7 protein-coding genes are annotated in these 12,547 nt (G+C 67.2%); 2 read left to right on the top strand and 5 right to left on the bottom strand.

The window, feature by feature from the left end:
- Window positions 1-14: 14 nt before the first annotated feature.
- Together ACYQ1H_RS09600 and ACYQ1H_RS09595 are read left to right on the top strand one after the other, a co-directional pair.
- Window positions 15-1,085 carry an AI-2E family transporter gene (locus ACYQ1H_RS09600; RefSeq protein WP_460027828.1) on the top strand — a complete coding sequence of 357 codons (1,071 nt, stop codon included), beginning with the start codon at window positions 15-17 and terminating at the stop codon, window positions 1,083-1,085.
- Window positions 1,086-1,299: 214 nt separating this feature from the next.
- Complete coding sequence (locus tag ACYQ1H_RS09595) at window positions 1,300-2,955, top strand: alginate export family protein (RefSeq protein ID WP_460027827.1); 1,656 nt, start codon at window positions 1,300-1,302, stop codon at window positions 2,953-2,955.
- A gap of 125 nt (window positions 2,956-3,080) precedes the next feature.
- Here ACYQ1H_RS09595 and ACYQ1H_RS09590 read toward each other — a convergent pair whose 3' ends face one another.
- The 5 genes from ACYQ1H_RS09590 to ACYQ1H_RS09570 all read right to left on the bottom strand — a co-directional run.
- Entirely contained in the window at window positions 3,081-4,535 is a 1,455-nt protein-coding gene (locus ACYQ1H_RS09590; protein WP_460027826.1) for an efflux transporter outer membrane subunit, read from the bottom strand.
- Window positions 4,536-4,548: 13 nt separating this feature from the next.
- Entirely contained in the window at window positions 4,549-7,683 is a 3,135-nt protein-coding gene (locus ACYQ1H_RS09585; protein ID WP_460027825.1) for an efflux RND transporter permease subunit, read from the bottom strand.
- Between the two features lie 5 nt (window positions 7,684-7,688).
- Window positions 7,689-8,885 (bottom strand): efflux RND transporter periplasmic adaptor subunit, encoded by a 1,197-nt coding sequence (locus tag ACYQ1H_RS09580; RefSeq protein WP_460027824.1) that lies wholly within the window; start codon window positions 8,883-8,885, stop codon window positions 7,689-7,691.
- A gap of 32 nt (window positions 8,886-8,917) precedes the next feature.
- Window positions 8,918-11,641 (bottom strand): cation-transporting P-type ATPase, encoded by a 2,724-nt coding sequence (locus tag ACYQ1H_RS09575; RefSeq protein WP_460027823.1) that lies wholly within the window; start codon window positions 11,639-11,641, stop codon window positions 8,918-8,920.
- A 589-nt stretch (window positions 11,642-12,230) separates the two neighbouring features.
- A partial coding sequence (locus ACYQ1H_RS09570) for a hypothetical protein (RefSeq protein ID WP_460027822.1) occupies window positions 12,231-12,547 on the bottom strand: 317 nt, incomplete at its 5' end.

Genomic DNA, 12,547 nt, shown 5'->3' with positions numbered 1-12,547 from the left:
TCAACAGCAATGCGATGTCCTCGATGGCCATGGCTGGAGGTCCAATGAGCGTAGTCGGTGATTTCAGTCCCCCGGCCAGGGGGGCCATGGTTGCGGGTGCCTGCGCACTGGTGATCGGTTTGCTGAAAGTGGCCGCGCCGGTGCTCGAACCGATCCTGCTGGCCGCTTTCATCGCCATCGTCGCGACCCCGATGCTGCAATGGATGCGGCGTCATGGCGTGCCGAAATGGGGCGCGCTGGCGCTGATCACCTTCGTGCTGCTGGATGCCGGCAGTTTGTTCGCGCTGATGACGACCGGTGCGGTGGAAGGGTTTCGCGAAAGCTTCCCGGGCTATCAGGAACGCTTCGCGGCCTTGAGCGAGCAGTTCGGGCGTTGGGCCGAGGGCATCGGCATCGGCGGGTCCACCGAGGCCGTTCCGGATCTCATCGACCCCGCCAGGGTGTCGGCCGCGGTGCGGCTGCTGCTGTCGGGCGCAAGCAGCCTGTTTGCCGAGGGGTTCCTCGTCATTCTCATCGTCGTCTTCATCCTGCTCGAAGCGTCGGCCTTCCCGGCGAAGCTTTCGGCGGCGTTTGCCCTGGGCGGCGACGGCGCGGCACGGCTGCAGCGGGTTCTGGGCGCGGTCAATCACTACATGCGGATCAAATGCGGCATGAGCCTCTTGATGGCGGCGGGCGCGTGGCTGCTGCTGCGGGTGCTCGGGATCGACTTTGCCGTCCTGTGGGCGATCCTGACCTTCCTGCTGAACTTCATTCCCGTCGTCGGCGCCATCGTCATGATGGTTCCGCCGGTCCTGATGGCGCTGGTCCAGACCGACCCGCAGACGACCTTGCTGGTGGCGGGTGGATACCTGGTGTTGCACATCGTCATCGGCGAGATCCTGGAACCCAGGATCATGGGCAAGGGCCTCGGAATCTCGGCGCTGACGATCTTGATCGCCGTGCTGTTCTGGGGGTGGCTGTTCGGCATCATCGGCATGTTCCTCGCGGTGCCGCTGACCACCGCGCTGGTGATCGCGCTCGAGGCCAGCCCGCACACGCGGCCCTTGGCCATCCTGCTCGGCTCCCATCCGGAAGGGGAGCCTTGACCCGCCCTGGTGTTGCCGTGCCGACTCGTCAGGGGCATGACGGGATGGAAGACGCCGACGCGCCCGGCGGGATTCCGCCGGGCGTTCCGCGCGTCGGCCCGACATGGCGCCACTCGCTGTCGGCTTGGAGTCCCCGGCATGATCCGGCCGCGTAACCCGCGCGAACCGCTTCGATCGCGAGGGGAGCGAGATCAATATCACGATACTCTGGGCCGTGACGAAACCGAGGCATGGTCTCTGCTTGCGCTCCCTGACCGGCCTGGTCTGCTGGGGCTGGCTTTCGGCCACGGCGTGGGCCGGGGGCGACGGGATGGCCCGGCCCGAGGCGACCGCCCCGCGCGATCCGCAGACGCCGGCAACGCCTGCCGCCGCCAGCGCGGAAGAGGATGAAACCGAAGTGGACCCGGGGGTCGGGCCCACCCCGGAAAAGGACCAGAAGGGGGCCATGACGCCCGAATACAAACGCCCCGACCGGTGGAGCCTGACAGCGGGCGGCAGTCAGCGGAAGGACTGGCTGACGGGCAAGAACCGCTGGTATCTGAACGAGCATTTCAACGCGCGGAAGATATTCGGCATGCCCCGGTGGCTCAACGGCATGCTGGAACACCGGACGCGCTACGAAAGCTTTGACGGGCCCTGGCGGCGTGGGCAAACCGGCGGCCAGGACCAGGTTCCACTGCAGACGGTGTTGTGGCTTGAGGCGCATCAGGACGGGTATCGGGCCGGCTTCGAACTCTGGGATGCGCGGCAGTATGGCGCCAAACCCGACGACACGCTCAACAACACGATGGTCAACGTCGCCAACTTCACCCAGCTGTACGGGGCCTGGAGCACCCGGAATCTGCTGGATTCGGGCCTGGGTTTCGAGGCCAAGGTCGGCCGGCAGACCCTGGAACTGGGCAGCCGGCGACTCGTCGCGCGGAATGCCTATCGCAACACCGTCAACTCGTTCACCGGTCTGATGATGCGCTTGCGGGAGGGGCAGGGGGACTGGCAGGTGCATGCCTTCGCCGCCCAGCCGGTGCTCCGCCTGCCGGACCAGAAGGAGAAACTGCTCCACAACGATTGGGCGTGGAACGAAGAGGAACAGGACATGCTGTTCGCCGGTCTCTTCCTCGAAACGCGGGCCCTGCCCTGGGACCTCAACGGCGAGTTGTACTTCTACTATCTCAACGAAGTGCCCGGTTATGTGTACGAGGATTTCGATCAGTCCAGGCTCGGCCGGCGCCGTCTTTTCACGCCCGGATTCCGGGTGTTCTGGCCCGCCAGAAAGGGTGAGTGGGATTTCGAGGTGGAAAGCGTGGCCCAGACCGGCACCTCGCGGGAAACGCCTTGGTCCAGCGTGCTCTCCCACGAGGCTTTCATGCAGCATCTCCAGGTGGGTTATACCTTCAACCTGCCTTGGCAGCCCCGCCTGATAGCCCAGTACGACTACGCCTCGGGTGGCCTGGGTGACGACGGCACCACGACCCGTTCATTTGATTCCCTCTATGGCGCGCGGCGCTTCGAGTACGGTCCAACCGGTATCTGGGGACCCTTCAATCGCAACAACATCAACGCCCCCGGCATGCGGCTCCTGCTGATTCCGCATCGGAATTTGACGAGCTTCGTGGCCTACCGGGCGTGGTGGATGGCGGATGCCAAGGCGCTCTGGCAACCCGCCGGTCTGATCGATCCCACCGGTCGCGCCGGAGATTTCATGGGGCATACGGTGGAACTCTCCATGCGCTGGGACCCGCGCTACAACCTCAGCCTGGAACTGGGATGGAATTACCTGATCAAGGGCGGTTTCGCCCGGAACGCACCCGAGGCCCCGGCGGATCATGACAATGTCAACTACTTTTATGTGCAGACGGAAGTCCGGTTCTAGCCGGATGTTCCCGCGCGCCTCCCGGCACCATGGCCGGCAGCGATCGGGCTCACCCGTGGCTGCGCGCGACGATTGCTACCATTGACGGCCATGGGGCCGTTGCGCGGGGTGCGCGTCGCTCCGTCCTACGGGAAGATGCTCGCCTCGCGCGGCTGCGGCGTTTCGGCCCGGCGCTGCGCAGTCACGACCCAGCCGCCGCCCATGGCCCGGTACAGCTGGATGGCGGCGACGAAGCTGTCGTTGCGGGCCAAAATCCGGTCGATCTCGGCATCGTAGAGCTGCCGCAGCGAATCCAGCACGACGATGTAGGGCGTATAGCCCTCGTCGAATTGCCGCCGCGACAGCCGCGCATACTGGTTGACCTCGTCGACGCGCGCCTGCTGCGCCTGCTGCCGCTCCAGGGATTTTCGCCGTGCCACCAGGGCGTTCTCGAAATCGCGGAAGGCACTGATGATGGCCCGCTGGTAGCTGGCCAGCGCCGCCCGCTGGAGCGCCTCGGCCGCCTGGACTTGGCCCTCGATCTTGCCGGCCGTGATGATCGGGCCGACCAGTTGCAGGCCCACGGACCAGAAGTTCGCGCCCGGCAGGAATATCTGGTCGAGGTCCTGCGCCGCCTGCCCGCCCATACTGGTCAGCCTTACCTTGGGGAAGTATTCGCCCCGCGCCACGCCGATGCGCGCCGTGGCGGCGGCCAGGTTCTGCTCCGCCAGCTGGATGTCCGGCCGGCGGCGGAGCAGGTCGGAAGGCAATCCCTCGGGCACCGCCGGCAGCGCCAGCTCGTCCAGCGACCGGCCGCGCGGAACCGGGCCGGGATTCCTGCCCAGCAGCAGGCTGATGGCGTGCTCGGCTTCGGCGATCTGCTGCTCGAACACCGGCACCAGCGCCTTGCGCCGCTCCAGTTCCGATCGCACCTGGGTGTATTCCAGTTCGGACGTGTAGCCGATCTCCAGCCGGGTCCTGGCGATGCGGCACTCCTCGTTGAGGGTGTCGATGATGCCGCGGGTGGCCTCCAGGGTCAGGTCGACGGCGCGCAGGTTGATGTAGGTCTGCGCCAGCAGCGAGGCGACCGTCAGCACCACCGCATCGCGCGCGGCCACCTGGGCGAACAGGTCGGCACTGGCGGCTTCCTTGGCCCGGCGCAGCTGGCCCCAGACATCCAGCTCCCAGGTCAGCTGGCCGCCGAGAATGGCGTGGTCGCGGTCGATGAAGGGCAGGTCGTTGACGGTGCCCGACTCGGCGCCGCTGATGAGCCGCCGCTCGTACAGGGCGTTGCCGAAAATCTGCGGGAACAGGTTGGCCCGGGTGGATCCGTAGCGGCCCATGAACTGCTCGACATTGGCGACGGCGATCTTCAGGTCGAGATTGTTTCGCACCGTCGCGTCGATCAGGCGGTTCAGTACCGGATCGTTCAGTAGCCGCCACCACTCCAGGTTGGTGACGTCGCGCGCGCCCTGGGCGGCGAACCGCCAGTCCTTCGGCGTCGGGAACTCGGGCCGCTGGTAATCCGGCCCGACCTTCCAGCAGCCGCCAAGCCCCAGGGCGAGGACAGCCAGCAAGGCGCCGGCGAATCGCGCGCTCATGCCGCCGCCGCGCTCAGCCATCCGGCGTCTCGCCGGTATCGGTGTGCCGGCGCCCGGCAATCCGCTCGACGACATAGAAGGTCACCGGAATCAGGAAGATGGCGATCAGCGTCGCCGCCGTCATGCCGCCAATCACGGCGTAGCCCATGACCTGGCGGGACAGGCCGCCGGCGCCGCTGGCGGTGGCCAGCGGAACGCAGCCGAGCAGGAACGAGAGCGCCGTCATCAGGATTGGCCGCAGCCGCAGCCGCGCCGCGTCCAGGGCCGCATCGAGGGTGGTCTTGCCCTGCTCGACGCCGGCTTTGGCGAACTCGACGATCAGGATCGCGTTCTTGGCGGCCAGGCCGATCAGCATGACCAGGCCGATCTGGGCGTAGAGGTTGTTCTCGTAGTGGCCGATCCAGAGCCCGACGAAGGCGCCAAAGATGGCGATGGGCGTCCCCAGCAGCACGCTGAACGGCAGGCTCCAGCTTTCGTACTGCGCCGCCAGGATCAGGAACACGCAGAGGATCGCGAAGCCGAAGATGAGGCTGGCCGACACGCCCTGCTGCGCCTGCTGTTCCTGGAAGCTCATGCCGATGTAGTCGAAGCCCATCTCGCGCGGCATGGTGTCGGCGAAAACCTCTTCCAGGGCCCGCATGGCCTGCGCCGAACTGTAGCCCGGGCTGGCGCTGGCGTTGACCTGGGCGCTGCGGTAGAGGTTGTAGCGCAGGGTGAATTCGGGCCCCAGCGTGGTATCGACGCGGGTCAGGGCATCCAGCGGCACCATCAGGCCGTCCTTGTTACGCACATAGAACTGGTTCAGCTGGCGGTCGTCCTTGCGGTATTCCCCCTCGGCCTGGACATACAGCTGCCACTGGCGGCCGAAGCGGTTGAAATAGTTGATGAAACCCGAGCCCATGAAACTTTGCAGGGTGGTGTAGACATCGGCAAGGTTGATGCCCTGCTTGAGCACCTTGTCCCGGTCGACATCGACATAGACCTGCGGCACGGTCGGCAGGAAGGTCGTGCTGACCGAGGCCAGCTCGGGGCGCGCCTGGGCCGCCTGGATGAACTTGCGCACGTTCCCGGCCAGAAAGGCGAGATCGCGGCCGGCGCGGTCCTCCAGCACCATGGTCACGCCGCCGGAGGTGCCGATGCCGGGAATCGCCGGCGGCGGGAAGGCGAAGCCGATGGCGTCGGGGATGGCGGCGAATTCGCGGTTCAGCCGGGCGATGATGGCGGCGGCCTTTTCCTCCGGTGCCTGCCGTTCCTCCCATGGCTTCAGGGAGATGAAAAAGAACCCGCTGTAGGTGTTGCTCACCTGGCTGAGCAGGCTGAAGCCGGCCACCGACGAGTAATGGGCGACGCCCGGCGTGCGGGCGAGGATCTCCTCGACCTTGCGCGCGGTCTGGTCGGTTCGTTGCAGCGAGGCGGCGTTCGGCAGCTGGATGCCGGCAAACAGGTAGCCCTGATCCTCCTCCGGCAGGAAGCCGCCGGGCAGCAGCTTGCCCAGCCCGCCCGCGGCTGCCGCCACGGCGGCCAGGAACAGCAGGCTGATCACCGACTTGCGGATCAGCAGGGCGCAGATGCCGACATAGCCCTCGGTGGCCCGGCCGAAGATTCGGTTGAAGCTGTCGTAAAACGGCTGCAGCGGGCCGGCATGGGTCTTCGGCCGCAGCAGCAGCGCCGAGAGGGCCGGACTCAGGGTCAGCGAATTGAAGGTCGAGATGGCGATGGAGACGCACACGGTGACGGCGAACTGCTGATACAGCCGGCCGGTGATGCCGGGAATGAACACCGTCGGCAGGAAGACCGCGATCAGCGCCAGCGAGGTGGCCAGGATCGGGCCGGTAACCTCCTGCATGGTCCTGAGCGTCGCCTCCTTGGGGCTCAGTCCCTTGTCGATGTGGTGTTCGACCGCCTCGACCACGACGATGGGATCGTCGACGACCAGACCGATGGCCAGCACCAGGCCGAACAGCGACAGGGTGTTGATGGAAAAATCCAGCACCGGGAACAGGGCGAAGGTGCCGACCAGCGACACCGGTACGGCCAGCAGCGGAATCAGCGTCGCCCGCCAGCCCTGCAGGAACACGAAGACCACCACGATGACCAGCGCCAGCGCCTCGAACAGGGTATGGATGATCTCCTCGATGCCGGCGCTGACCGCCAGCGTGGTGTCCAGCGCGACCAGGTAATCGAGGCCGGGCGGGAAACGCCGCTTCAGCTCCTCCATCATGTCCCGGGCACCCTGGGCGGCGGCCAGCGCGTTGGTGCCGGGCAGCTGGTACAGGGCGATCAGCGCCGAGGGCTTGCCGTTCAGGCGGCCGATCTGGTTGTAGGTCTGTGCGCCCAGCTCCACCCGGCCGACATCGTGGATGCGCACCATCGAGCCGTCCGGATTGGCCCGCAACACGATATCGCCGAATTCCTCTTCGCTTTGCAGCCGGCCCTGGGCGCGCACCGAGTAGGTGAATTCCTGCCCCGGCGGCACCGGTTCGCTGCCGATCTGGCCGGCCGGGTTGACGCGGTTCTGGTTCTCCACCGCCTCGACGATCTGCGGGATGGTCAGGTTCAGCTTGGCCAGCTGGTCCGGCTTGACCCAGATGCGCATGGCGTATTTGCCGGCGCCGAACACCGTGACGCTGGCGATGCCCGGCACCCGGGTCATCTGGTCGTTGATGTTGATGTGCGCGTAATTGGCCAGGAAGATGTTGTCGTAGCGGTTGTCCGGCGAATACAGGGCGAACAGGATCAGCGGCGAGGCCGTCGATTTCTGCACGTTGATGCCATAGTTGCGGACATCGCTCGGTACCTGCGATTCCGCCTGCGCCTTGCGCATCTGCGCCAGCACCTGGTCGGTGTTGGGATCGGTCTTGACGTCGAAGTTGACCCGCAGCGTCATGGTGCCGTCGTTGGCGTTGACCGAGTACATGTAGTTCATGTTGTCGACCCCCGACATCTGCTGTTCGATGGGGGTGGCGACGGATTGCTCGACGGTCACCGCGTCGGCGCCGGTGTAGGTGGTGCTGATCTGGATCTCCGGCGGCACGATGTCCGGGAACTGCGCGGTCGGCAGTCCCAGCATGGCCACCAGGCCGACCATCACCATCAGGATGGCGATGACAATGGCCACGATGGGCCGGTTGACGAAGAAGCGCGACATGGGGTTCAGGGATGTACGGGCGTGGCCGGCTGGGCGTCGTCGGCGGAAGCCGGCCGGCGTGGCGTGACCTTCAGGCCCGGGCGGGCTTTCTGGATGCCCTCGATGATCACCCGCTCGCCCGGCTTCAGCCCCTCGTCGATCACCCACAGCGACGCCACCCGCTCGCCCGGCCTGACCGCGCGGATGTCGATGGTGTCGTCGGGGCGGACCACCGCCAGCTGGTAGCCGCCTTGCAGTTCCGTTACCGCGCGCTGCGGCACCAGCAGCGCGCCGCGCTTGGTGCGCAGTTGCGCACGCACGCGGGCGAACTGGCCGGGACGGAGGATGTTGCCGGGATTGGGAAACAGCGTTGCCACCTTGATGGTGCCCGTGGTCGGGTCGACCTGACGGTCGGCGACGTAGAAGCGCCCCGTGCGGGGATGGTGCTCGCCGTTGGCGAGGATCAGATCCAGGTCGGGTGGGCCCTCGCTCGCGTCCGCCTTGGTGGCGAAACGCATGTAATCCTGCTCACTGATCGAGATGTAGGCGCGGATCGGGTCCAGCTGCGACACCGTGGTCAGGGCATTGCTGTTGGCGCTGTTGGGGCCGACGAGGTCGCCGATCTGCGCCTGTGACAGACCGATGATGCCGGTGATCGGCGAGCGGATGCGGGTGAAGCTCAGATCCAGCTGGGCCGAGTGCACGGCGGCCCTGGCGGTCATCACCTGCGCCTCGCCGGATGCCACCCGGCCCAGGGCATTGTCGCGATCGCGCACGCTGACGGCGCGCTCGGGCAAGAGCCGCTGGATGCGCTCGTAATCCAGCCGGGCGGTTTTCAGCAGCGCCTCCTCGCGCGCCAGGGTGCTAAGGGCGCCGTCCAGGGTCGCCTGGAAGGTGCGCGGATCGATTTCGTAGAGCAGCTGGTCCTGCTTCACCAGCTGCCCCTCCTCGAAGTGACGGCGGATCAGGTAGCCCGTGACCTGGGCGCGGATCTGGGCGTTCACCATGCCGTCCAGCGTGCCGACCCATTCCTGGTAGACGGGCACGTCGCGTTGCGTGACCTCGACGACCTCCACGATGGGACCGGCCGCGGCCGCCGCCGGGGTGTCGGGCGGTTGCCCGCCACATCCGGCCAGGCCGGCCAGCCACAGGTTCAGGACCAGCCCGGCCAGCGGGCGCCGGAAAACCTGCCGCCGCGGTCGCGGCGGCAACTGCGCGATCATGGATATCTCCCCCAAGGTCTCGGCCGCATATTCTAGCCGCCGCCTTGCCGCCGCCGAGGCCTGGAAAGCCACAGGCGCAACAGCTTCTCGGTGCCGACGACGAGGTAGACGAGCAGGCCGCAACCGATGGCCAGCAGCCACTCGGGCCAGCCCAGGGGCTGGGTCTGGAACAGCCAGTTCATCGCCGGCAGATAGATGATGACGGCCTCCGCCAGCAGCATGGCGGCGATGCCGGCCCATACCCAGGGATTGGAAAAGAGGCCGATCTTGAACATGGAATGCCTCAGCGAGCGGCAATTCAGCAGATAGAACGCCTCGCCGACGGCGAACAGGTTCATCGCCGCCGTGCGCGCCTTGGCGATCGGCTCCCCGTGCGCCAGCTCCCACTCGAATTCCAGGAAGGCGCCGGCGGTCAGCAGCAGGGCCACCAGCACCGAGCGGAAAATCAGCGTGCGCGAGAGGATCGGCTGGTCCGGATGCCGGGGGCGGCGTTGCATGATATCGGCTTCCCTGGCCTCGAACGCCAGCGGCAGGCCGAGCAGCACGGCGGTGGACATGTTCAGCCAGAGGATCTGTACCGGCAGGATCGGCAGGGCGATGCCGAGCAGGATCGACAGCAGGATGACCAGGCCCTCGCCGATGTTGGTGGGGATGGTCCAGGTGATGAACTTGATCAGGTTGTCGTAGACCCCGCGGCCTTCCTCGACGGCGGCGGCGATGCTGGCGAAGTTGTCGTCGGTCAGCACCATGGCGGCGGCCTCCTTGGCGACCTCGGTGCCGGTGATGCCCATGGCGACGCCGATGTTGGCCTGGCGCAGCGCCGGGGCATCGTTGACCCCGTCGCCGGTCATGGCGACGACATGCCCGCGCGCCTGCAGGGCGGTGACCAGGCGCAGCTTCTGCTCCGGGGCGACGCGGGCGAACACGCTGGTCTTCTCCGCCGTGGCCGGCCAGGCGCGCTCCGGCAGCTCGGCCAGCGCGCGGCCGTCCAGGGCATGCAGCGGCTCATCCGGATCGGTGAGCCCGATCTGGCGGGCGATGGCTACCGCGGTGCCGATATGGTCGCCGGTGATCATCTTCACGCGGATGCCGGCGCGGCGGCAGTCCGCCACCGCCTGGATGGCTTCCGGGCGCGGCGGGTCGATCATCGCCTGCAGGCCGAGGAAGGTCAGCCCCGTGCTCACGTGATCGTGGTGCAGGGCCTCGCCGGCGGCATGATCGCCGCGGGCGAACGCCAGCACCCGCAGGCCCTGCCCGGCCAGTTCGGCGACCGTCCGCTGGATGGCCTCGACGTCCAGCGGCACCGGCCTCAGCGCCTCGTCGAAGGCGCTTTCGCAACGGCCCAGCAGGCTTTCCACCGAGCCCTTGAGATAGACATGGCGGGCGTCCTCGGCACGGTTGTGATGCAGGGTCGCCATGAACTGGTGGACCGATTCGAAGGGGATCGCGTCCAGGCGCGGGTGGCTGTCCTGGGCCGGTTCGCGGTGCAGTCCACCCTTGTGGGCGGATACCAGCAGGGCCGCTTCGGTAGGATCGCCCTCGATCAGCCAGGCGTTGCCGTCCCTATACAGCCGGGCATCGTTGCACAGCAGCCCGGCGCGCAGGATTTCCAGCAGCGCCGGCTGGGTGGCGGCCTCGACCAGTCGGTCGTCGCGCCGGAACGCTCCCGCCGGGGCATAGCCGGCGCCGCTGACCGCATAGCGCTGGCCGCCGGCGAGGATGGCCTGGACCGTCATCTGGTTCTGCGTCAGGGTCCCGGTCTTGTCGGAGCAGATGATGCTGGTGCCACCCAGGGTCTCCACCGCCGGCAGCTTGCGGATGATGGCGTTGCGTCTGGCCATGCGCGCGACGCCGATGGCCAGGGTGATGGTCACCGCGACCGGCAGGCCCTCGGGGATCGCCGCTACGGCCAGCGCCACCGAGGCCACGAAGGTTTCCACGAGATTCTCGCCGCGCCAACCACCGACCGCGAAGGCGATGCCGGCCAGGGCAAGGATGAACCACATGAGTATCCAGCTGAACTGGCCGATCTTGCGGGTGAGCGGCGTTTCCAGCTCCCTGGCCTCGGCGATCATCCGGTTGATGCGGCCGATTTCGGTGCGGTCGCCGGTTGCCACCACCAGGCCGGTACCGGTGCCGTAGCTGACCAGGGTGGAGGAAAACGCCAGGTTGGTGCGGTCGGCCAGCGGCGTATCGGGGGGCAGGGGGCTGGTGGTCTTTTCCACCGGTACCGACTCGCCGGTCAGCATCGACTCGTCGATCTGGAGTTCGCGCACCGCCAGCAGGCGCAGGTCCGCCGGCACCTTGTCGCCGGATTGCAGATGGACGATATCGCCGGGTACCAGCCCGCTGGCCGGGACCACCATCCGCAGGCCGTCGCGCAGCACGGTGGCGTTGACGTTCAGCACGTTGGCAAGCGCGGCGATGGCGCGCAGGGCGTTCATTTCCTGGATGAAGCCGATGACGGCGTTGACCAGCACCACCCCGAGGATGACGCCCGCGTCCACCCAGCCCTTGAGCGGGCCGGTGACCGCGGCCGAAACCAGCAGGATATAGATGAGGGGGTGGTGGAACTGCGACAGGAACAGCATCAGCGGCGACCGCCCCCGGCGCGGCGTGAGCCGGTTCGGCCCCTGCGCAGCCAGACGCCGGACAACCTCCGGCGCCTGCAGGCCGGTGCGCGGGTCGCTCTTCAGCGCGCTCAGCAGGGCGGCGCCATCGGCATGATGCCAGCGAAAATCTTCGGACGCCTTCATGGGAAACCTCCTGGTGGGGCAATGCCACCGTCTGACCTGGCGGTGACTCGACGGTCGATCATAGCAGCGCCGCCCGCGGGCGGCGGGCGATGCCCCAGGATGTCCTGGACTGCACCGGTATCGCCGGCGCGGCCCGGGCCCATCGCTGCCACCATCGCGAGCAACGGCCCCCGGACGCACGCGCGTTCGATCATGCCCGTGCCGGGCGGCAGGTGGCGCATCGCCTGGCATCGCCAAGCCACTCAGGACCCATGGCCGGCCCGAGCGCTGCAATGGCCGTATCGCCGGGGTGCGGCAAGCCCATCCACGCCGCTTCGCCGGTCTCCGCAGGCACCCCCATCCCCTACCGATCCTGGGGCAACACGCGCCGGTGCGGCCTGGGGATGCTGTCGCCGTTTTTCAGGGGCACGAGTAAGCCTTGCGGAGCCGCGTCAACGTGGCGCTTCACCGGCGGGGGCGTGCCTTCCGCACGATGGACCTGCCACCATGAACCCGGGCGTCGCGGTGGTGGCGGAAGCCGGTGATACCGAATGCCAGAGCTTCGCCGGATCAGCTCGCGGGCCATGGCGGAGTGGGATGCGCCGGGTGTTCAGCGAAGGTCGTAGTGCCCGTTCAGTTCCACGACGCAACGCTGAACCCCGCTGGTGGCCGAGTCGTGTTCGAGCGTAATGGCATCGCCAAGACTCAGGTATATCCTCGAGATTTGCGACAAGATCTGAACCCCGTTGCTACCCGCTGGCGCAATATATTGATTGGGCGTGAAGTAAAAGTAATTGTTGCTGAAATTGTCCCCCGCATCGGGATTTTTCTTGGGCGCACCATCCGGCGTCGAGGCGATGGCAATGTAATCCGCCCGTCCGTCGCCGACGCAGACGCCTGACACGAACTCGATCACCAGCTGGTTAA

Source organism: Methyloparacoccus murrellii (genome assembly GCF_054657115.1).
The sequence above is the reverse complement of the archived record's forward strand: the minus strand, read 5'-3'. Positions and strand labels throughout refer to the sequence as shown.

What these genes read in the sequence shown, in the direction of transcription:
- ACYQ1H_RS09600 (WP_460027828.1), top strand. Translation starts at nt 15, where the DNA reads ATGTCCTCGATGGCCATGGCTGGAGGTCCAATGAGCGTAGTCGGTGAT.
- ACYQ1H_RS09590 (WP_460027826.1), bottom strand. Translation starts at nt 4,535, where the DNA reads ATGAGCGCGCGATTCGCCGGCGCCTTGCTGGCTGTCCTCGCCCTGGGG.
- ACYQ1H_RS09585 (WP_460027825.1), bottom strand. Translation starts at nt 7,683, where the DNA reads ATGTCGCGCTTCTTCGTCAACCGGCCCATCGTGGCCATTGTCATCGCC.
- ACYQ1H_RS09580 (WP_460027824.1), bottom strand. Translation starts at nt 8,885, where the DNA reads ATGATCGCGCAGTTGCCGCCGCGACCGCGGCGGCAGGTTTTCCGGCGC.
- ACYQ1H_RS09575 (WP_460027823.1), bottom strand. Translation starts at nt 11,641, where the DNA reads ATGAAGGCGTCCGAAGATTTTCGCTGGCATCATGCCGATGGCGCCGCC.